This window comes from Rhodobacter capsulatus, from assembly GCF_005144475.1.
Classification (GTDB): domain Bacteria; phylum Pseudomonadota; class Alphaproteobacteria; order Rhodobacterales; family Rhodobacteraceae; genus Rhodobacter; species Rhodobacter capsulatus_C.
Map to the genome: position 1 here is coordinate 98,435 of NZ_SWJZ01000043.1, position 19,917 is coordinate 118,351.

The following is a 19,917-nucleotide window of genomic DNA, read 5'->3' on the forward strand; positions in this document are numbered from 1 at the left end:
TCTCAAGGGGCGAAGGGGGGAAAGCAGAACCCCGGACCGATGCGGCCCGGGGTGTCTTCGGTCTGGTCGGGGGGCTCAGATCGGGCGATCTTGCCCGGTGGCGTCGATGACCCGGTTCGGCAGGCCCATCTCGCCCAGAAGTTCCAGGAAGGGCCGCGGCGGCAGCTCTTCGACATTGGCCATCTGGCCCACGTCCCAGATGCCCTTGGCGATCAGGATCGCGGCGGCGACCGGCGGCACGCCCGCGGTGTAGGAAATGCCCTGGCTTCCCACCTCTTCGAAGGCTTCCTTGTGATCGGCGACGTTGTAGATAAACACCTCGGCCGGTTTGCCGTCCTTCGTGCCGCGGATCACGTCGCCGATGCAGGTCTTGCCGGTATAATCGGGCGCCAGGCTGGCCGGATCGGGCAGCACGGCTTTCACCACCTTGAGCGGGATCACCTCCTGCCCCTCGGCGGTTTTCACCGGCTTTTCCGACAAAAGGCCAAGGTTTTTCAGCACGGTGAAGACGTTGATGTAGTGATCGCCAAAGCCCATCCAGAAGCGCACATCCGCCTGCGGATACCGGGCCGAGAGCGAATGCACCTCGTCATGGCCGGTGAGATAGGCCTTTTGCGTGCCCACCACCGGCAGATCCCAGTTCTTGCCCACCTCGAACATGGTGTTCGTCTGCCAGGCGCCCTTTTGCCAGGAATAGACCGTGCCGGTGAATTCGCGGAAGTTGATCTCGGGGTCGAAATTCGTCGCGAACCAGCGCCCGTGCGAGCCGGCGTTGATATCGACGATGTCGATGCTGTCGATCGTGTCGAGGAACTCTTCCTCGGCCAGACGGGCATAGGCGTTCACCACGCCCGGATCGAAGCCGACGCCCAGAATGGCGGTGACACCGGCGGCCTTGCAGGCCTCGCGGCGCTGCCATTCGTAGTTGCCATACCACGGCGGGGCTTCGCAGATCTTCTTCGGGTCTTCGTGGATCGCCGTGTCCATATAGGCGACGCCGGTTTCGATGCAGGCCTGCAACACCGTCATGTTGACGAAGGAGGAGCCGACGTTGATGACGATCTGCGCCCCGGTCTGACGGATCAGATCCGCCACCGCGGCCGTGTCCATCGCATCGACGGCATGGGCCGTGAACGTGCCTTGCACCTTCATCGCGTTTTTCGCATGCACCGAGGCGATGATGGCGTCGCATTTCGCGGCTGTGCGCGATGCGATGTGCAGGTCACCCAGAATGTCGTTGTGTTGCGCGCATTTGTGGGCAACCACCTGCGCGACGCCACCGGCACCGATGATAAGCACGTTCTTCTTCACTTCTTCTGGCTCCTTTCACGAGACAGGGAAGGGGGCGATCAGCCCCTCAGGACAGGGATGAGAGGTAATCCTCATAGGTGAATTCGCGGATCAGATCGATCTGGCCCGAAGCGCGCTTGATCGCGATCGAGGGCATGTTGACGCCGTTGAACCAGTTCTTCTTCACCATGGTGTAGCCTGCCGCATCCGCAACCGAGATGCGGTCGCCCACTTTCAGCGCCGCGGGAAAGCGTGCCTCGCCGAAGATGTCGCCCGCAAGGCAGGACTTGCCGCAGATCTGATAGGCGTGCTCGCCCTCCTGCGGCAGCTTCGCGCTTTCGCGATAGATCAGCAGATCGAGCATATGCGCTTCGATGCTGCTGTCGACGATGGCCAGCTGCTTGCCGTTGTCGAGCAAATCCAGCACCGTGACCTCAAGCGTGGTCGATTTGGTGATCGAGGCTTCCCCGGGTTCCAGATAGACCTGCACGCCGAAGCGATCCGAGAACGCTTTCAGCCGCTGCGCCAGTTCTTCCAGCGGATAGCCCTCGCCGGTGAAATGGATGCCGCCGCCCAGGCTGACCCAGTCGAGCTTCTCCAGCAGCGGGGCGAAGTCGCGTTCGATCCGGCCGAGCTGGTCGTCGAACAGCGCGAAATCGCGGTTCTCGCAGTTGTAATGGATCATCACGCCGGAGATCAGATCGGCAACGCCCAAAAGCTTCGTCACGTCCCATTCGCCCAGCCGCGAAAACGGCCGCGCCGGATCGGCAAGGTCGAAGCCGGAGGTCGAGAACCGCGGATTGAGCCGCACGCCGCGCTGAATGCCCTGCGACGGTTCGGCAAAGCGGGTCAGCTGGCCCACCGAGTTGAAGATGATCTTGTCGGCGTAGCTGCAAGCCTCGTCGATCTCGCGATCCGACCAAGCCACCGAATAGGCGTGGGTTTCCTTGCCGAATTTCTCGCGGCCCAGCCGCAGCTCGTAAAGCGAAGACGACGTGGTGCCGTCCAGATGCGGGCGCATGATGTCGAACGCCGACCAGGTGGCGAAACATTTCAGCGCCAGCAGCGCCTTGGCCCCCGAGGCTTCGCGCAAAAGGTCGATCTTTTGCAGGTTCTGCAAAAGCGCCGTCTCGTCGATCAGGTAGAAGGGTGTCGGAATCATGGGCGCCCCCCCGCGCGAAAGTGAAGCCGGGATATAGGACCCCCTCCCCCCCCGCGCAACAGGATTCGCGGATCCGGGGCCAAGGCGTCAGTCCACCCGCAGCCGCTCCTTCGCTACGCCGAGCGTGTAACCCTTTCGTGAAACATTTCTCACAAGCAGTTCCGACACCAGCGCATTGCCCAACGCGTCGCGCAGCCGCTTGATCCGGGTGGCCCCTGCGGCTTCCTCGCAATCCCCCTCGGGGCGGCCCGAGATCACCGATTCGATCCGTGCGCCGGTCAGCCATTCGTCATCCATCCGCGCCTCGGCCAGAACGGCCAAAGTCTCGATCGCCGCAGGGGTCAGGGTGAAGACCATGTCGTTCAGCATCACCGCGTTTTCGGCGCGCAGGATGCGCAGGCTTTGCACCTCGATCCCGGCGCGCTGAATGGCGCTCATCCGCCGGTTCAGACCCAGGATCACCACCAGAAGCACCAGCGCCGCCACCATCAGCACCATGGCAAAGACCAGCAGGATGAAGATGATGATGCGATAGGAATGCAGCATGTCGGCGAAGGTGTTCGAGGATTGCGCCAGCACCTCCAGCAGCCGCAGCTGCGTCGGGTTGGTCAGCACGTCGTTTCGGACGAAGATCTGCTCGACCCGCGCATCAAAGGCATTGCTGTCGGGCAGCGACAGGAACAGGAAGGCCGCCGCCGCCGCAAGGGCAAGGCCGATCGCCACCACCCCCCAGATCAGCGCCCGCGAGCCGGTCTTCAGCCCCTCAGTAACGGAGGAAGAATGCACCGGAACTGACCTTTCTTTGTTCGAGCCCCTCGGGGCCGAAAACCGAAACCACCGTCAGCAGCGTCCAGCCGCCCGCCGCCAGCCGCGGCGCCAGTTCCGCCTTGGCGGCCTTTTTCGAACAGGCGGCATCGGGCACTTCGGACACGCCATAGATCAGCCGCAGGGGCGCATCCTGCTTCGCCTTCCACGAGGCGAAACATTGCGCCTGCGCCGGGGCGGCCGCCAGAAGAAGCAGGAGAAGGAGCAGGGTCTTCATCATCGTCGCAGGCTGCCCGGGCGGGCCGTGATATGCAAGAACCAAAGGGATTTTCGCGGCGGATATCCGATAACACCGGGCTGATATTGCGCTGCGGCAGGGACGGCCCCCATGGTCGCGACAGGCAAACCGCGGGCCCTTGCCGAACCCGGCCCGCCTCGAAAGGATCCCTGCCATGACCGCCTTCGCCTTCCCGCGCCTGACCGCCGCCGTGCTTGCCGGTGCCGTCGCGCTGACGGGAATTTCGGCCACGCCCGCCAATGCGATGAACGACCGCGACCGGGCCGCGCTGGGTCTGATCGTCGGTCTGGGCGTGCTGGCCGCCATCGCCGATGGCAACGATTCCCGCCGCGACCGCCGCCCGCCGCCCCCGCCGCCGCGGCGTGACGACCGCGACTATCGCCGCGCCGACGATTGCCGGGTCGAGGTCTGGTACGACCGCCATGGCCGCCGGATCGAGGAACACTCGCCCGGCTGCAATGACCGGCGCGGGCATCGCCGCGACGGCGGGCACCGTCCCCCGCCGCCGCCGCAGGTCTGGGGCCCGGACGACTGGCGCTATTACGACCGCTAGGCCGGAAGGCCTTGGCGCGGGGGGAAACCCTCGCGCCTTTTTCGTTGCCATCCCCGGCGGCAGGCGCCACACCGACGCCATGAGCACCGCACCCGACAGCAGTTTCGAACAGGCCGCGCTTGCCCGCGGCTTCACCCGCATCGCCGGCGTCGACGAGGTCGGCCGCGGCCCGCTCTGCGGCCCGGTCACCGCCGCCGCCGTGGTGCTGGATCTCTCCCGCCTTCCCGAAGGGCTGAATGATTCGAAGAAGCTGTCCGCGAAGCGCCGCGCCGCGCTGGTGGCACAGATCACCGCGACGGCAGAGGTGTCCGTCGCCCATGCCTCGGTCGCGGAAATCGACGCGCTCAACATCCTGCAGGCCAGCCATCTGGCGATGATCCGCGCCATCGAGGGGCTGAAAACCCCGCCCGATCACGTGCTGATCGACGGCAACCGGCTGCCGAAGGCGCTGACGATTTCGGCCGAGGCGATCGTGAAGGGCGATGCAAGGTCGGTCTCGATCGCCGCGGCCTCGATCCTGGCCAAGGAAGTGCGCGATGCGCTGATGGTGGATTTGGCGCAACAATACCCGGGTTATGGCTGGGAGAGGAACGCGGGATACCCGACCAGGGACCATCTGCAGGCGCTTCTAGATTTTGGGGTCACCCCCGTTCATAGGCGTTCGTTCAAGCCCGTGCACAACATCTTGTGCCAAGACATTTCTGTAACCCGTTGATTCAAAAAAGAAATTGACGACGATTCATCTTTGACTCATTTTTGGACGCACAGACCGGCACAAGCTGGCGACCCAAGGGCAAGACCCGAACGGGCAGAATGAGGCAGACATGAGCAAATCCGAGACGCGGAAGCCGCAGGCGGCGCTTCCGCTCAATGAAATACTTGCGGGCGACTGCATCGAGAGGATGAACAGCTTGCCCGAGGCAAGCGTCGATCTGATCTTTGCCGACCCGCCCTACAACCTGCAATTGCGCGGCGATCTGCACCGGCCGGACAATTCCAAGGTCGATGCGGTGGATGACGCCTGGGACCAGTTCGGCAGTTTCGATCACTACGACACCTTCACCCGCGACTGGCTGGCGGCGGCGCGTCGCATCCTCAAGCCGAATGGCGCGATCTGGGTGATCGGGTCTTACCACAACGTCTTCCGTCTGGGCGCCGAGCTGCAGAACCAAGGCTTCTGGATCCTGAACGATGTCGTGTGGCGCAAGTCGAACCCGATGCCGAATTTCCGCGGCAAGCGGCTGACCAACGCGCATGAGACGCTGATCTGGGCCAGCAAATCCGAAGGCGCGAAATACACCTTCAACTACGAGGCGCTGAAGGCGCTGAACGAGGGCATCCAGATGCGCTCGGACTGGGTGCTGCCGATCTGCACCGGCAACGAGCGGCTGAAGGATGACGCGGGCGACAAGGCGCATCCGACGCAAAAACCCGAAAGCCTGCTGCACCGGATCATTCTGGGCACGACGAATGCGGGCGATGTGGTGCTCGATCCGTTCTTCGGCACCGGCACGACGGGGGCGGTGGCAAAGATGCTCGGCCGCGACTTCATCGGCATCGAACGCGAGGAAGCCTACCGCGAGGCCGCCCGCAAGCGCATCGAAAAGGTGCGCAAATTCGACCGCGAAGCGCTGGAGATCACCGGCTCGAAACGCGCCGAGCCGCGCGTGCCCTTTGGCCAGCTGGTCGAACGCGGCATGCTGCGCCCGGGCGAGGAGCTGTATTCGATCGGCAATCGCTTCAAGGCGAAGGTCCGCGCCGATGGCACGCTTGTCGGCAACGACGTGAAGGGCTCGATCCATCAGGTCGGCGCCCATCTGGAAGGCGCGCCCAGCTGCAACGGCTGGACCTACTGGCACTTCAAGCGCGACGGCAAGATGGTGCCGATCGACCTTCTGCGCCAGCAGATCCGCGCCGAGATGAACTGAAAGATCAAATGGTTACCGCCGGTGTCTGGACGATGCGTCCAAGGCACGACCTTGCCCCGCCGTTCGTTCGGCGGGGCCTTTTTGATGTGAAGACAGCGTATTTGAACCAGGAAAAAGGGCGTATTTGCGCCAAGAAGAAACCCGCTCGTTTCTTCTTGGCACAAATACGCCCGGGGGGTGCGGGGGGCGGAAAGCCCCCCGTCCGACCTCAGCTTTCCTCGAGCCGCAGCCGCAATTCGCGCAGCACAGGCAAGGCGGCGCGGACCTTGTCGGCGCCGATGTCGCGCACCACATCGGCGATCACCGGCATGAAGGAGGCCAGCGCGGCATCCCGCGCCTGTCGCCCCGCGGGCGAGATCGCCACGAACTTGCGCCGCGCGTCGTCCCAGTCGGGGCGGATATGCACATGCCCGGCCCAGACCAGTTTCGACAGCGTGTTGGTCATCGCGCCGCGGGTGACGTGGAAGGTCGCGGCCAGCTGCGCGGGGGTGCGTTCTTCGGCGATATGGGCAAGGTGGTTCAAGACCGAGAAATGCGAGATTTCCATCCCCTTCGGCAGCGCCCGGCTGACAACGTTGCGCGCCAGCTGATCGGCCATGAAGACCTCGGCGAAGAGCGCGGCGGCCAGCGGGTCGGTCGGATCGCTCATGGGCCGTCAAACCCGCGGTCATGGCTGATCGAGGGCACGCGGGCCCGGGCCTCGGCGACGCGGGCAAGGTCCAGATCGACCAGCGTCACCCCGGGCTCCGTGCCGCCATCGGCCAGCACCTCGCCCCAGGGCGCGACGGCCAGGCTGTGGCCATGCGTGCGGCGCGGTTTTCCGGCATGCGCCGCGTGGGTGCCACATTGCGCCGGGGCCAGCACGAAACAGGTGTTTTCAATCGCCCGCGCCCGGATCAGGCTTTCCCAATGCGCCGCCCCCGTGGTGTCGTTGAAGGCGGCGGGCAGGGTCAGCACTTGCGCCCCCGCCTGCGAGAGCCTGCGGAAGAGCTGCGGAAACCGCAGGTCGTAACAGATCGCCATGCCGATCCGCGCGAAACCGGCCTCGGCCAGCACGGCGCGGGTGCCCGGCCGGTAGGCCTCGGATTCGCGATACCGTTCGGTCGGGCTGACATCGACGTCGAACATGTGGATCTTGTCGTACCGCGCCACGATCTGCCCCGAAGGCCCGATCAGGAACGACCGGTTGGCAAAGCGGCCATCGGCATCATGGGTCTTCAGCCCGAGCGAGCCGATCAGAAGCCAGATCCCCAGACGATCCGCCTCGGCGCGCAGGGCGGAAAGCGTCGCATCCTCTTCCTCAGGCGCCAGCACCGCGCGTTGCAAGGCGCGGTCCGAGGACAGGAGATTGGTGCATTCCGGGGTCAGCACGAAACCCGCTCCCGCGGCGGCGGCCTGGCGGAGGAAATCGACCGTCACCGGCAGATTCGCCGCCGGATCATCCCCCACCGACAGTTGCACAAGAGCGGCGCGCATCAGTCCGCCAGCATCGGATCAAGCTTGCCCGCGGCGTCAAGCGCATGGAGGTCGTCGCAGCCGCCGACATGCACGCCGCCGATGAAGATCTGCGGCACGGTATGGCGGCCGTTCGCGCGATCCCGCATCGCGGCCCGCAAGGCCGGATCGGCGCCGACATCGGTTTCCTCGAAGGCGGCGCCCTTGGCCGTCAGCAGGTCCTTGGCGGCGAGGCAATAGGGGCAGGTGCGGGTGGTGTAGATTTCGACGCGTTTCATGGGAGCTCCTTCTGCCCCCAAGGTAAGGGCTTCAGCCGTCGCGTGCAACGCGGGCCAGAGCCGCAACCGAAACCCTGGCTGCGCCCGCCGCCAGGGCCGCCTCGGTCGTGGCTTCCAGCGTCGCCCCCGAGGTCAGCACGTCGTCGATCAGCAGAAGATGCTTGCCGCGGATCCGGTCCAGATGTTTCGGGCTGACCGCGATCGCGCCGTCCAGGTTGGCCCGGCGTTCGGCCCGGGTCATCCCCTCCATCGCCGCGGTGGGCCGAACCCGCAGGAACAGATCGGGCAGGCAGGCCAGTCCGCAGTCCCGCGCCAGGGCCTGCGCCAGCAGCGCCGACTGGTTGAACTTGCGCCGCAACAGCCGCAGCCGGTGCAGCGGCACCGGCGCCACCAGCATCTTCGGCCGCAGGATCGGCGTGGCCGCCCGCGCCAGCATCCCGGCGAGCGGCGGCACCAGATCGAGCCGGTCGGCATGTTTCAGCTGCAGCACCAGTTTCCGCCCGGTGCCCGCATAGAGAAACGCCGCCCGCCCCCGCGCCCAGGGCCGAGGCTGCGCAAGACAGTCGTCGCAGAGCACCGGCCCCGCATCCTCGCCCGGCAGCGGCGTGCCGCAGCAATCGCAGACGGTGCCGCTCAGAAACGAGATCTCGCGCCAGCACGGACCGCACAGCCCGTCATCGGAGCCGACCGCCGCCCCGCAACAGATACAGCGCGGCGGAAACACCGTATGCAAGGCCAGCCGCAAGGCCGCGCGCAGCGCGTCTGGCATCTGCGGACGAACCGCCCTATCTTTCGCGCTGACCATGACCCAATCCCCTCGCCTGACCGACCGCACCGCCCTGTTGCGCCACCGTGCCCGCGCCCGAAGCCTCGGGCCCGAGCTGTTCCTGCACGACGACGCCGCCGTCGAATTGCAGGAGAGACTGAACGAGGTTAACAGAACCTTTACATCTGCGGCTGTGGTGACGCCTTTTTTGCAACCCTGGGCAGAAATCCTGCCCGGTGCGAAGATCGTCGCCGATGAGGAGCTGCTTGATCTCGCCCCCGGGGCGCATGATCTGGTGGTGCATGCGATGTGCCTGCACTGGGCCGAGGATCCGGTGGGGCAGATCGTGCAATGCGCCCGGGCGCTGCGGCCGGACGGGCTGTTCATCGCCGTGCTGTTCGGCGGGCAGACCCTGTCCGAGCTGCGCGCGGTTCTGGCCGAGGCCGAGGTGGAGCTGACCGGAGGCCTGTCGCCGCGCGTCTTGCCGATGGGCGAGATCCGCGATCTGGGGGCGCTGTTGCAACGCGCCGGGCTGGCGCTGCCGGTGGCCGACAGCGTGTTGCGCAAGGTCAGCTACGGCGATCCGCTGAAGCTTTTGCACGATCTGCGCGCGATGGGCGAGACGAATGCGCTGAGCGCGCGGCGGCGCAGTTTCACCCCCCGCGCGGTGCTGCTGCAGGCGCTGGCCCGTTACGCGGCCCATTTCGCCGATGCCGAGGGCCGCGTGCGGGCCAGTTTCGACATGGTCTGGCTGACCGGCTGGAAACCGCATGAAAGCCAGCAAAAACCGCTGCGCCCGGGTTCGGCGACCTGTTCCCTCACCGAGGTTCTGGGCAAAACGCCGCAGGGGTGAGGTCGCGCAAAGATTGCACAAGGATATTGTTCAGCTTTTCATTGACCCGAAATGAAAAAGCTATACCTCCGGGACCGGACAGCCATCAGGACACGTCATGACGATCGCCAACCGCATCCTTTCGCACGCCCCCGCCGACCATCCGCCGGTGCCGGTGCCGCGTGTCGGCGTGCTTTTGGCCAATCTCGGCACGCCCGACGCAACCGACTACTGGTCGATGCGGCGCTATCTGAACGAATTCCTGTCCGACCGCCGGGTGATCGACTATCCGATCTGGAAATGGCAGCCGCTGTTGCAGCTGATCATCCTGTCGAAGCGGCCCTTCACCTCGGGCAACAACTATCGCTCGATCTGGAACGAGGAGCGCGACGAAAGCCCGCTGATGACGATCACCCGCGATCAGGTGCGCAAGCTGCGCGCCGCGGTCGAGACGCGCTATGGCGCGGGCAATGTGGTGGTCGATTTCTGCATGCGCTACGGCAACCCCTCGACCCGTGACGTGCTCGATGACATGCTGGCGCAGGGCTGCGAACGCATTCTGTTCCTGCCGCTTTATCCGCAATATGCGGGCGCCACCTCGGCCACGGCGAATGACCAGTTCTTTCGCGCGCTGATGCAGGTCAAACGCCAGCCCGCCGCCCGCACCGCGCCGGAATATTTCGCAAGGCCCAGCTATATCGAGGCGCTGGCCAGTTCGGTCGAGCGGGTCTATGCGACGCTCGACACCCGGCCCGATGTGCTGGTGGCCTCCTATCACGGGATGCCGAAACGCTATCACCGCGAGGGCGACCCCTATCATTGCCAGTGCCAGAAGACCTCGCGGCTGTTGCGCGAGCGGCTGGGCTGGGGGCCGGATTCGATCGACACCACCTTTCAATCCGTCTTCGGCACCGAGGAATGGCTGCGCCCCTATACGGTCGAGCATGTGGTGCAGCTGGCGGAAGCGGGCAAGAAGAACATCGCGGTGATTTCCCCCGCCTTTTCCGCCGATTGCATCGAGACGCTGGAAGAGATCAACGGCGAGATCCGCGAGGCGTTTGAGCATGCGGGCGGCGAAAGCTTCACCTATGTGCCCTGCCTGAACGACGACGACCTGCACATCGCAGCGCTTCTGGAAGTGGTCGAGGAAAATCTGGCGGGCTGGATCGACTGATCCGCCCGGCCGCGACCGGACATGAAAAAGGGGGCCGCGGGCCCCCTTTGCCTTGCCGATGATCCGGGTCTCAGATCAGCACGACCTGGGTGCCGACCTGCGCCAGTTCGAACAGTTCCTCGACATGCTGGTTGAACAGGCCGATGCAGCCGTTCGACGACTTGCGGCCGATCTTGCGGGTGTCGTGGGTGCCGTGGATGCGGTAATATTGCCAGCTCAGATACATCGCCCGCGTGCCCAGCGGATTGTCCGGACCGGCTTCGACGAAATCCGGCCATTCCGGGTTGCGCTGCTTCATCGAGGGGGTCGGCGACCAGGTCGGGTTCTTCACCTTGCGGATGATCTCGGTGCGGCCGCGGCGGGTCAGCTCTTCGGACACCGGCACCGAGGTCGGGTAAAGCTTGTAGACCGACTCGTCTTCGGACCAGAAATGCAGCGCCCGCGAAATCGTGTCGACAAGGATGATGCCGTTTTTGGTGTTCGAGAAATAGGGCTTCCAGTCGAGTTCCCGGAAGCTCGAGATGTTGCGCCGCATGTTGGTGTTGGCGCTTTCCTCGTGCTGTTCGGCGCCGGTATCCGGCAGGGCCTGGGCAAGGACCGCAGGCGCGGCCAGCGCGGCCCCGGCAAATGCGGCGGTGCCGAGGAAGGAACGGCGATCGAGCATCTTGCGCGCATCCGACATGGGGTGAACTCCGTGGGCGTAAACGATTCTGGGCGCTTCCATAATGCTGCTGCGCTGCAGGTGCAAATCAAACCGGCGTCATTGTGACGTTTCACGCAACTGTGGGTTTGCGCCGCCGCGCGCGGCGGTGTAAGGCACCGCTCAAATCCGAGGGGAACCCATGATCCGCGCAACCGCCCTGCTTGTTTCGGCCAGCCTTGCTTTGGCAGCCTGCACCACTTCCGGCGAACAGATCGGCCCCGATGGCAAGCCGCTGCCGAAGATGTATCGCATCACCAAGGGGGATGCGAAGGAAATCCCGGTGCGGGTGCTTGAGGCCATGAACACGCTGCGGGCCGCCCGCGGCACGGCGCCGGTGGCGCTGAACCCGGCGCTGACCGCCGCTGCCGAACGGCATTCCCGCGACATGGCCGACCAGAACCGGCCCTGGCACTGGGGCTCGGACGGGTCCTCGCCGCTGCAGCGCGTGCAGCGCGCGGGCTTCATGGGCCAGTTCCTCGGCGAGAACATCTCCGAGACCTACGAGACCGAGACCGAGACGCTCTCGGCCTGGATGGGGCTGGCCGACACCCGCGACGTGATCCTGAACCCGGCGGCGACGCAGATGGGCATTTCCTGGTATCAGGAGCCCTCGGGCAAGATCTGGTGGACGATGGTCACCGGCCAGTAAGCCGAACCGCACCAAGGACGAAAAAGGCCCCCGCGGGGGCCTTTTGCATGTCCGGGGCCGGATCAGGGGAAGATGAAGATCGGCGTGCCGTTCGGCACCATCGCGAAGATTTCCTCGATCTCGTCATCCTTGACCGCGATGCAGCCCGCCGTCCAGTCGCCGCGGGTGCCGCGGTATTTCCGCCCCTGCCCGTGGATCATGATGTCGCCGCCCGGCTTGCGACCCCGCGACTCGGCATAGGCCGTATCCTCTGCGTTCGGATAAGAGACCCGCAGCGACAGGTGATAGGCCGAATTCGGATTGTGCATCGAGATGTGGTAAAGCCCTTCGGGGGTCTTGCCGTCGCCCTCGAAGCGCTTCTTGCCGACCGGGTTGCCGCCCAGCGCGATCTTGTATTTCCGCACCACGTCGTCGCCTGCGAACAGAAACATCTTCCGTTTGCGCTTGAACACCTGGATCTGGGTGATCCGGGGCCCGGAATAGTTGCGGAATTTCGCGGAATCGCCGCCGCAAGCGGCCAGAAGGGTGAGGCTGGAAAGCCCCAGAAGAAGCGTGCGACGGTGCATGACGTGCCTGTGTGCTGCCGGTAGTTTGGTGTTATCGTTGCGCCCAGCCTAACAAGAAATCAGGCCGGGCGCGATGGCCTTACGTGCGCCGGAAGCTTGCCGCAAGCTCGATATGCGCCGAATGGCGGAACTGATCGACCACGATCGCGTCAGCCAGCGCAAAGCCCGCCTGCACAAGCTTTTCGGCATCGCGGGCAAAGGTCACCGGGTTGCAGGACACATAGGTCAGGTTGCGCAGCTTTGACGCGGCGATCTCGGCCACCTGCGCCTCGGCGCCCGCCCGCGGCGGGTCGATCACCACGGCGTCGAACCGGTCGATCTCGTCGGGAAGCAGCGGGCGGCGGAACAGATCGCGGACCTCGTGGGTGAGAAGCCGGAGGCCCTGCGCCCCGCGCCAGCCCTTGTCGAGCGCCGCCAGCATCGCGGCCTCGCTTTCGACCGCATGAACCTCGGCCGTGGCCGCCAGCGGCAGGGCAAAGGTGCCGCAACCGGCGAAAAGATCGGCAATCTTCAAGGCCCCGCGGGTGCTCTCACGGACAAAGGCGACCAAGGCCGCCTCGCCCGCCGCGGTGGCCTGCAAAAACGCCCCGGGCGGCGGATTGACCCGCGCCGCCCCGAAGCCTTGCAGCGCCGGACGGCGGGCGGCGACGGTCTCGGCCTCCCAGGACAGCCGGGCGAAATCATGCTGTTCGGCCAGCCCGGCAAGGGTCTGAAACAACGCCGGGTCCATCTCCTTGCCGCCCCTGGCCGCGACTTCCAGCCCGGCCTCCGACAGCGTCACCGCAAAGGCGATCTCGCCCTTGCGCGAGGCCCCCGCCGCGGTCATCGCGTTCAGCGCGGGCAGCACGGCCAGCAATTCCGGCCGCAGGATCCGGCAATGGGGCACCTCGACCACCGTATCCGAGGCGCGGGCGTGAAAGCCGACCAAGGTGCCCTTTTTCGTGCGTCGTCCGGAAAAGGTGGCGCGACGGCGCGAAAACTCGGGCGAGGTTTCGACGCGCGCGATCCGGGCGGCAATGCCCCGGCCCGCCAGCGCGGTTTCCACCACCTGCGCCTTCCAGCCCGCGACGAAGCTTTCGGACGCATGCTGCAGCAGACAGCCGCCACAGGCGCGGTAATGCGGACAGGGCGCCTTGACCCGGTCGGGGGATGGCGTGACGATCGAGGGCGCGGCAATGCGGCCGTTTTCGACCGTCCCCTCGATCACTTCGCCGGGCAGCGCCATCGCCACATGCACGGTGCCATCAAGCCCGTGGGCGACGCCATCGGCAAGCAGGGACAGACGGTCGATGGTGAGGGACATGGGCGGGGCTCCTTTGCGCCCCGCTTAGCCGATGGGCCGGGGCACGCCAAGCCTATTGCGCGGCTTCGATGCCCGGAAGCGGCTCTTCGGCCTCGTCCTCGTCGGTGCCAAGGAAGCCGCCCGACTGCCGGTTCCAGTAGCGCGCATAAAGCCCGTTCTGCGCCAGAAGCTCGGCATGGCTGCCTTCCTCGACGATCTGCCCCTGATCCAGCACGACGATCCGGTCCATTTCCGCAATGGTCGAAAGCCGGTGCGCGATCGCCAGCACGGTCTTGCCCTCCATCACCCGTCCGAGCGCCTTCTGGATCGCCGCCTCGACCTCGCTGTCCAAGGCCGAGGTCGCCTCGTCCAGCACCAGAATCGGGGCATTCTTCAGGAAGGCCCGCGCCAGCGCGATGCGCTGCCGCTGCCCGCCCGACAGCTTCACGCCGCGCTCGCCGAGCGCCGCGTCATAGCCGGTCTTGCCGGTGTGATCGACCAGACCCTCGATGAAGTCATGCGCCTCGGCGGCCTTTGCCGCGGCGATCATCTCGGCATCCGTGGCATCGGGGCGACCGTACAGAATGTTTTCCCGCGCCGAGCGGTTGAACATCGCGGTTTCCTGCGTGACCATGCCGATATTGCGGCGCAGGCTTTCCTGCGTGACATCGCGCAGATCGATCCCGTCGATCCGCACGGCGCCCTTTTCGGTGTCATAGAGCCGCAAAAGCAGCGCAACCAGCGTCGATTTCCCCGCCCCCGAGGCGCCGACGATGCCGATCCGCTCGCCCGGTCTGATCGTCAGATCCACCGCCGCGATGCCGCCCTTTTCGCGGCCATAGGCGAAGCTGACCTGCTCGAACCGGATCTCGCCCGTGACGCGGCCCAGACCCTGCGCCCCCGGCGCATCGGTGATCGCATGGGCGGGGGTCAGGGTCCGCATGCCGTCCTCGACCTCGCCGATGTTCGACCACAGCGCCATCAGCGATTGCGACACCCAGCCCGACATCTGCGCGATCCGCATCGCCACGGCGCCCGCGGCGGCAATGTCGCCCGGCGTCGCGGCGCCCACCAGCAGGATCGGCAACAGGCCGGAAAAGGTGATCTGGCTCAGCCGGTACCAGGTGGAAGTGACGCCGAACCGCCGTGTGGCGGTGCGGAACCCCTCCATCGCGCCCAGCGCCACCTGGTCCTCGTGCGCGGCATGGGCGAAAAGCTTCACCGTCTTGATGTTGGTGATCGTGTCGACGACCTGCCCCGTCACCATGGCGCGGGCCGAGGCGCGGGCCTTGGACCGCCCCCGCACATGCGGCAGGAAGGCCCGGATCAGAAGCAGGTAAAACACCAGCCACAGCGCCAGCGCCAGCGCCCCCCAGGTGTCTATTCCGGCGAGAAGCACCACCGATCCGATGATCGAGGCCAGCGCGAAGAACACTGTGCCGATGACTTCGGAGACGACATCGGTGACGGCGCGGGCGGTCTGCATCTGCTTTTGCGCGATGCGCCCGGCAAAGTCGTTGTCGAAGAAGGTGACCGAATGGCCCATCGTCCAGCGGTGCAGCCGCGACAGCACCTGCGGCATCACATTCGGCGCCACCAGCATGTTCGTCGTCCAGGTCGACAGCCCAAAGGCCCCCGGCCGGATCACCAGATAGAAGACGACAAAGGCGAAGAGCAGCCACAGATGCTGCCCGGCATAGCTCGCCGGATCGGCGCCGACGACGCTGTCGATGACCAGCCCCAAAAGCCAGGCCGCCCCCACCTCCATCGAGCCCGCCAGCGCCGAGGCGGCCCCGGCCATCCAGACGGCGGGCCAGGCGCCCTTCAGGCACCAGCGCAGAAACGGGGTCAATCGCGAGGGCGGCGGGCCCTCGGCAGGCAGGAAGGCGTCGATCATCGGAATTCCTTTCGTCTTCGAATATAGCGGGCGAAGGCGAAAGGGGAAGCTCAGCCGTTCCCGTGCAGCAGCGCCTCACGCGAAAGCGAGAAGCCCGAGGCGATCCAGCGGGTTTCCAGCGCTTTCAATTTTGCGCCAAGGGCCGCTCCCTGACAGGCGGGCATCAGGTCGGAGGCGCTGACCGGGAAGCGCTGCGCGGCCCCGAATGCGACCCTGTTCCGGCTGAAATCGGAGATTTCCTGCCCCAGCGCGGCGGCGCGGATCAACAGCGCATCGCGGCCCGTCTCGGCGCCGTAGCGATAGCCCAGTTCGGCGTCCGAACCCGGATCGCCCAAAGCCGCCCGCAGACGCTCCAGCCGCCGGGCCTCGGTTTTCGACAGCCGCAGCCGCTCGGCGGGGTCTTCGCCACCAAGACAGGCCAGCCGCCGCAGCGGATCAGCCGGAACAGAGCCTTCCAGATGCACGAGCGGCGCCAGAAACCGGGTCTCGGCGCCGGGCAGCACCTGCGCCAGCACGCCGCTCGCCTGCATCGCCGCGACGGCCGGGGCGGGATCGGGGGCAGAGAGCAGCTTGCGCATCTCATGGCCGATACGTTCGCGCGAAAGCGTCTCTATTCCGGCGGAAAACGCGGCGCAGGCGGCCAGACCTTCGGCATCCATCCCCTGATCGGGGTCGCCATACCAGGCGGTGAAGCGGAAGAAGCGCAGGATGCGCAGATAATCCTCGGTGATCCGTTGCGCCGGGTCGCCGACAAAGCGCAGCCGTCGTGCGGCAAGATCGGCCAGCCCCGTGCCCAGGGGATCCAGCACCGTGCCATCGGCCGTCGCATAAAGCGCGTTCATGGTGAAATCGCGCCGCGCGGCATCGTCGTGAATGTCGGTCGAAAAGGCCACGGTGGCATGACGGCCGAAGGTCTCGACATCGCGGCGAAAGGTGGTGACCTCGTGGCCGATGTGATCGGCGACGACCGTCACCGTGCCATGGTCAATGCCCGTCGGCACCGGCTTCAGCCCGGCGTTCTTTGCCAGCGCCATCACCCGTTCGGGCGGGGCGTCGGTGGCGATGTCGATATCGGCAACCGGCTGGACCAGAGCCGCATTGCGCACGCAGCCGCCGACCAGCAACGCCTGATGCCCGCCGCCCGACAGCATCGCCAGCACCTTTTGCACATGACCCGCCGTCAGCCAGTCGCCCGCGATCTTCATCGGCCCATCCGGTCGATCAGCGCCCGCAGCATCCGCGCGGTGGCGCCCCAGATGTAATGAGGCCCGAAGGGCGCCACATAATAGTGCCGCATCCCGCCGCGCCAGCGCCGACTTTCGACCCTGAACCGGCCGGAAACCAGATGCGAGAAGGGAATGGTGAACACCGCCTCGACCTCGGACGGGTCCGGGCGCGGGGTGAAGGGCGCGGTCAGCCGCGCCAGAACCGGGGTGACCAGAAAGCCGGTCACCGTCTCATGCGGGTCAAGCACGCCGAGGATCTCGACCGCCGCGCGCGGCAGGCCGATTTCCTCCTCGGCCTCGCGCAGCGCCGCCGCCTCCGGGCCCGCGTCGCCCGGCTCGACCTTGCCGCCCGGAAAGGCGATCTGCCCCGGGTGGTGGCGCAGATGCGAGGCGCGTTTGGTCAGGTAAAGCCGCAGCCCCGCGGGCGTCTCCTCGAAGACCAGCAGAACGCCCGCAGGCCGCAACACACGGCCCTCGGGCAGCGCGGTCCCGGGGTTCAGGTCGAAATCCGACGACGGCCGCCCCGGCCTTGCCAGAGCGGCAAGGAGGGGCGCGAAGCCGTCAGCCATCCGCGGCCTCTTTCGGGCTGCCATCGGGGTTCTTCACCGCCTCGAAGCCCAGCGTCAGCGGGTCGAACACGTAATGCGCGCCGCAGAACTGGCAATCGGCGGTCACCGTGCCCTCGGCGGTGGTCATGTGGCGCAGATCGCGGGCGGAATAGATCGACAGGCTGGTGCGGACCCGATCCGCCGAGCAGGTGCAGCCGAAGCGCACCGGCACCGGATCATAGACCCGCGGCACTTCCTCGTTGAACAGCCGCACCAGAAGGTTCGTCAGCCCGACCGAGGGACCGATCAGCTCCATCGTCTCGACCGTGTCGAGCAGCACATTGGCGCGGGTCCAGTTTTCGTCCTCGGCCCCGGCCAGGATGTCGGCATGGCGCAAAAGCCCGCCCTCGCCCGAGCCTTCGCGCGCGGCAACAGGCGAGGAGGGCATCATCTGCAGCATCACGCCACCGGCCCGCCAGCGTTCGGCCTGACCGGCCTCGATCGAGCGGCCATAGGCAAGCTGGAACCGGGTCGGCAGCTGTTCGGACTGGGCGAAATACGTCTCTGCACAGGCCGAAAGCGTGCCCCCGGCCAAGGGCGTCATGCCCTGATAGGGCAGCGTCCCCTCGCCCTGGTCGATCATCACCGCCAGATAGCCCTCGCCGATCTGGCCGAAGGGATCGGCGCTTTCGTCCAGCCGCGCCGGGTCGAAACTGGCCCAGGCGCGGATACGGGCGGGGCCGCCCTCGGTCTCGGGCGCATAGTAATCGGTGGCCAGAATCCGGATCGGCCCCTTGCCGCGCACCTGCAGCGAGAGCTTCCAGCGCAGCTTCATCGTCTGCCCGATCAGCGCCGTCAGCAGGGCGATTTCCGCCACCAGACCCTCGACGATGGCGGGGTAATCGTGCTGGCGCAGCACGTCTTCCAGCACGCCATCGAGGCGGGCGATGCGGCCGCGCACATCCGAGCGGTCGAGTTGAAACGGCAGGACGGTATCGTCCCATGCGATTTGCGAAAGCGGTGTCATCTGGTTCCCGGGGGTTTTCGAGCAGCCCTTGGGCTGGCATATCGTGCCTATATAGGCGGGGCAACTGGTTCCCCCAACAGAGGATGTGCGAAAATGCGGCGGTTTGGCGAACAGGTGGTGGCGGGGCAGCGCTACAGGCTGCGGCCGGGGGCCTATGCGGTGCTGATGCGGGGCGACCGGTTTTTGCTGACGCATCAGGCCGAGCCGACACCCGAATTCCAGCTGCCCGGCGGCGGCATCGACCCGGGCGAAGGCGCGCTGACCGCGCTGAACCGCGAGGTGTTCGAGGAGACCGGCTGGTCGATCACCGGGCATCGGCGGCTGGGGGCCTATCGGCGCTTCACCTACATGCCGGAATATGACCGCTGGGCCGAGAAGGTCTGCCACATCTATCTGGCGCGTCCGGCGCTGCGCCGCGGCCCGCCGAGCGAACCCGGCCATACCGCCTTCTGGATGTCCGGCGCCGAGGCGCTGGCCGCGCTGAGCAATTCCGGGGACCGGCATTTCATGGCGAAAGTTCTGCGAAATCTGGGCTGACTGTTGCGAAAACACTGCAATAACCGGCTTTTGCAACCCAAAACTGTCCCGCCATTACCAGTTATCGCTAGTCATTGTGTCAATTTTGAGGTATTCGAAATATAGCAGTTAACAGCCGGCCAAAAGAGCCGGGTCATGTTCGAGGCGGAGCAATATAATGGTGAAGTCTGTCGACTTTGCCGTCCGTGATACTATGGGCGGTATTTCCCGTGGCTTTGTCGCCGGTGAAGGCGCGAGCGATTTCGTTCAGGTGGGGGTCGGCGACGAGATTTCGCTGAACCTGAGCAAGACCAGCATCCTGAAATACATGCGGGACGGCGACGACCTTCAGATCATTCTGGTCGATGGGCGCACCATTACCCTGTCGGGGTTCTATCCCGCGCATGGCGAGCTTTACATCTCTTCGGACGGGGAACTGACCGCGGTGGCGCTTGATGAGGGCGGCAACGGGGTGATCTATGCCGATTACGGCACCCCCGAAGTGATGGGGAAATGGAGCCCGAACGAACAGCTGGCCTTCCTGGACGGCGATGACATCCTGGGCCCGGCCGGGGATGATGTCACCGGCATGGCGGCTTTTGCCCCGGCCGCGCTGGCTCTGGGGCCGTTGGGCTGGGCTGCGGCCGGTCTGGCTGGCCTGGGCCTTGCCGGCGGCGGTGAAGGCGGCTCGACCGATCCGACCAGCCCGACGGACCCGACCGATCCCACGGACCCGACGGACCCGACCGATCCGACGGACCCGACCGATCCCACGGATCCGACCGATCCCACGGACCCGACCGATCCCACGGACCCGACCGATCCCACGGATCCGACTGATCCCACGGATCCGACCGATCCCACGGATCCGACCGATCCCACGGACCCGACCGATCCCACGGACCCGACCGATCCGACGGACCCGACCGATCCGACGGACCCGACCGATCCCACGGATCCGACCGATCCCACGGACCCGACCGATCCGACGGACCCGACCGA

General features: G+C 66.0%; 22 protein-coding genes and 1 pseudogene. 8 read left to right on the forward strand and 15 right to left on the reverse strand.

Features of this window, described 5'->3' with window-relative positions; genetic code table 11:
• Positions 1 to 75: 75 nt before the first annotated feature.
• The 4 genes from FBT96_RS11320 to FBT96_RS11335 form a co-directional block, all read right to left on the reverse strand.
• Entirely contained in the window at positions 76 to 1,311 is a 1,236-nt protein-coding gene (locus FBT96_RS11320; protein WP_136906698.1) for a saccharopine dehydrogenase family protein, read from the reverse strand.
• Positions 1,312 to 1,357: 46 nt separating this feature from the next.
• A complete protein-coding gene (locus FBT96_RS11325; RefSeq protein WP_136906700.1) occupies positions 1,358 to 2,452 on the reverse strand; it encodes a carboxynorspermidine decarboxylase in 1,095 nt (364 codons plus the stop codon).
• An 87-nt stretch (positions 2,453 to 2,539) separates the two neighbouring features.
• The gene (locus FBT96_RS11330) at positions 2,540 to 3,238 is read right to left on the reverse strand and encodes a hypothetical protein (RefSeq protein WP_136906702.1); all 699 of its coding nucleotides are present in this window, start codon (positions 3,236 to 3,238) and stop codon (positions 2,540 to 2,542) included.
• Positions 3,216 to 3,497, reverse strand: coding sequence for a hypothetical protein (locus tag FBT96_RS11335; protein ID WP_136906704.1), 282 nt, complete (start codon positions 3,495 to 3,497; stop codon positions 3,216 to 3,218). Before FBT96_RS11335 ends, FBT96_RS11330 begins: the two co-directional genes overlap by 23 nt.
• 172 nt (positions 3,498 to 3,669) lie before the next feature.
• Here FBT96_RS11335 and FBT96_RS11340 point away from each other — a divergent pair, with 172 nt between their 5' ends.
• The 3 genes from FBT96_RS11340 to FBT96_RS11350 all read left to right on the forward strand — a co-directional run bounded on the left by FBT96_RS11340 (position 3,670) and on the right by FBT96_RS11350 (position 5,996).
• Positions 3,670 to 4,068: a hypothetical protein gene (locus FBT96_RS11340; protein ID WP_136906706.1), complete on the forward strand. Its 399-nt coding sequence runs from the start codon at positions 3,670 to 3,672 to the stop codon at positions 4,066 to 4,068.
• Positions 4,069 to 4,147: 79 nt separating this feature from the next.
• Positions 4,148 to 4,783 (forward strand): ribonuclease HII, encoded by a 636-nt coding sequence (locus FBT96_RS11345; RefSeq protein ID WP_136906708.1) that lies wholly within the window; start codon positions 4,148 to 4,150, stop codon positions 4,781 to 4,783.
• Between the two features lie 109 nt (positions 4,784 to 4,892).
• Positions 4,893 to 5,996 (forward strand): site-specific DNA-methyltransferase, encoded by a 1,104-nt coding sequence (locus FBT96_RS11350; protein WP_136906710.1) that lies wholly within the window; start codon positions 4,893 to 4,895, stop codon positions 5,994 to 5,996.
• Positions 5,997 to 6,204: 208 nt separating this feature from the next.
• Here FBT96_RS11350 and FBT96_RS11355 read toward each other — a convergent pair whose 3' ends face one another.
• Genes FBT96_RS11355 through FBT96_RS11370 form a run of 4 tightly spaced genes read right to left on the reverse strand, consistent with a single transcriptional unit; the run spans position 6,205 to position 8,534 of the window.
• Positions 6,205 to 6,645 (reverse strand): MarR family winged helix-turn-helix transcriptional regulator, encoded by a 441-nt coding sequence (locus FBT96_RS11355; protein ID WP_013065947.1) that lies wholly within the window; start codon positions 6,643 to 6,645, stop codon positions 6,205 to 6,207.
• Positions 6,642 to 7,472 carry a carbon-nitrogen hydrolase family protein gene (locus tag FBT96_RS11360; RefSeq protein ID WP_136906712.1) on the reverse strand — a complete coding sequence of 277 codons (831 nt, stop codon included), beginning with the start codon at positions 7,470 to 7,472 and terminating at the stop codon, positions 6,642 to 6,644. The genes FBT96_RS11355 and FBT96_RS11360 overlap by 4 nt, the downstream gene beginning before the upstream one ends.
• Positions 7,472 to 7,729, reverse strand: a complete 258-nt coding sequence (gene grxC / locus FBT96_RS11365) for a glutaredoxin 3 (protein ID WP_136906714.1) — start codon at positions 7,727 to 7,729, stop codon at positions 7,472 to 7,474. Before grxC ends, FBT96_RS11360 begins: the two co-directional genes overlap by 1 nt.
• 31 nt (positions 7,730 to 7,760) lie before the next feature.
• Positions 7,761 to 8,534, reverse strand: a complete 774-nt coding sequence (locus tag FBT96_RS11370) for a ComF family protein (protein ID WP_249306445.1) — start codon at positions 8,532 to 8,534, stop codon at positions 7,761 to 7,763.
• Between FBT96_RS11370 and FBT96_RS11375 the strand changes: the two genes are divergently transcribed.
• Both FBT96_RS11375 and hemH read left to right on the forward strand, forming a co-directional pair.
• Positions 8,533 to 9,348, forward strand: coding sequence for a methyltransferase domain-containing protein (locus FBT96_RS11375; RefSeq protein WP_136906716.1), 816 nt, complete (start codon positions 8,533 to 8,535; stop codon positions 9,346 to 9,348). The genes FBT96_RS11370 and FBT96_RS11375 overlap by 2 nt on opposite strands.
• Before the next feature lie 97 nt (positions 9,349 to 9,445).
• Positions 9,446 to 10,501 (forward strand): ferrochelatase, encoded by a 1,056-nt coding sequence (gene hemH / locus FBT96_RS11380; protein WP_136906718.1) that lies wholly within the window; start codon positions 9,446 to 9,448, stop codon positions 10,499 to 10,501.
• A gap of 70 nt (positions 10,502 to 10,571) precedes the next feature.
• Here hemH and FBT96_RS11385 read toward each other — a convergent pair whose 3' ends face one another.
• Complete coding sequence (locus FBT96_RS11385; RefSeq protein ID WP_136906720.1) at positions 10,572 to 11,183, reverse strand: L,D-transpeptidase; 612 nt, start codon at positions 11,181 to 11,183, stop codon at positions 10,572 to 10,574.
• A gap of 160 nt (positions 11,184 to 11,343) precedes the next feature.
• Here FBT96_RS11385 and FBT96_RS11390 point away from each other — a divergent pair, with 160 nt between their 5' ends.
• Positions 11,344 to 11,853: a CAP domain-containing protein gene (locus FBT96_RS11390; protein WP_136906722.1), complete on the forward strand. Its 510-nt coding sequence runs from the start codon at positions 11,344 to 11,346 to the stop codon at positions 11,851 to 11,853.
• Between the two features lie 62 nt (positions 11,854 to 11,915).
• Here FBT96_RS11390 and FBT96_RS11395 read toward each other — a convergent pair whose 3' ends face one another.
• The 6 genes from FBT96_RS11395 to hslO form a co-directional block, all read right to left on the reverse strand.
• On the reverse strand, positions 11,916 to 12,419 hold the full coding sequence (locus FBT96_RS11395) for a L,D-transpeptidase family protein (RefSeq protein WP_136906724.1): 504 nt from the start codon (positions 12,417 to 12,419) through the stop codon (positions 11,916 to 11,918).
• A 79-nt stretch (positions 12,420 to 12,498) separates the two neighbouring features.
• Entirely contained in the window at positions 12,499 to 13,722 is a 1,224-nt protein-coding gene (locus FBT96_RS11400) for a class I SAM-dependent RNA methyltransferase (RefSeq protein WP_136906726.1), read from the reverse strand.
• 52 nt (positions 13,723 to 13,774) lie between these two features.
• Positions 13,775 to 15,598 (reverse strand): ABC transporter ATP-binding protein, encoded by a 1,824-nt coding sequence (locus FBT96_RS11405; protein WP_136906728.1) that lies wholly within the window; start codon positions 15,596 to 15,598, stop codon positions 13,775 to 13,777.
• Between the two features lie 50 nt (positions 15,599 to 15,648).
• Positions 15,649 to 16,803, reverse strand: coding sequence for a CCA tRNA nucleotidyltransferase (locus FBT96_RS11410; protein WP_136906730.1), 1,155 nt, complete (start codon positions 16,801 to 16,803; stop codon positions 15,649 to 15,651).
• The gene (locus FBT96_RS11415; protein WP_136906732.1) at positions 16,800 to 17,393 is read right to left on the reverse strand and encodes an NUDIX hydrolase; all 594 of its coding nucleotides are present in this window, start codon (positions 17,391 to 17,393) and stop codon (positions 16,800 to 16,802) included. The genes FBT96_RS11410 and FBT96_RS11415 overlap by 4 nt, the downstream gene beginning before the upstream one ends.
• A complete protein-coding gene (hslO, locus tag FBT96_RS11420) occupies positions 17,386 to 18,399 on the reverse strand; it encodes an Hsp33 family molecular chaperone HslO (RefSeq protein ID WP_136906734.1) in 1,014 nt (337 codons plus the stop codon). Before hslO ends, FBT96_RS11415 begins: the two co-directional genes overlap by 8 nt.
• Before the next feature lie 93 nt (positions 18,400 to 18,492).
• On the opposite strand from hslO, the gene FBT96_RS11425 reads away from it, so the two are divergent.
• Together FBT96_RS11425 and FBT96_RS21290 are read left to right on the forward strand one after the other, a co-directional pair.
• The gene (locus FBT96_RS11425) at positions 18,493 to 18,936 is read left to right on the forward strand and encodes an NUDIX domain-containing protein (protein WP_136906736.1); all 444 of its coding nucleotides are present in this window, start codon (positions 18,493 to 18,495) and stop codon (positions 18,934 to 18,936) included.
• Positions 18,937 to 19,093: 157 nt separating this feature from the next.
• Positions 19,094 to 19,917, forward strand: a pseudogene (locus FBT96_RS21290) (hypothetical protein); the annotation flags it as partial.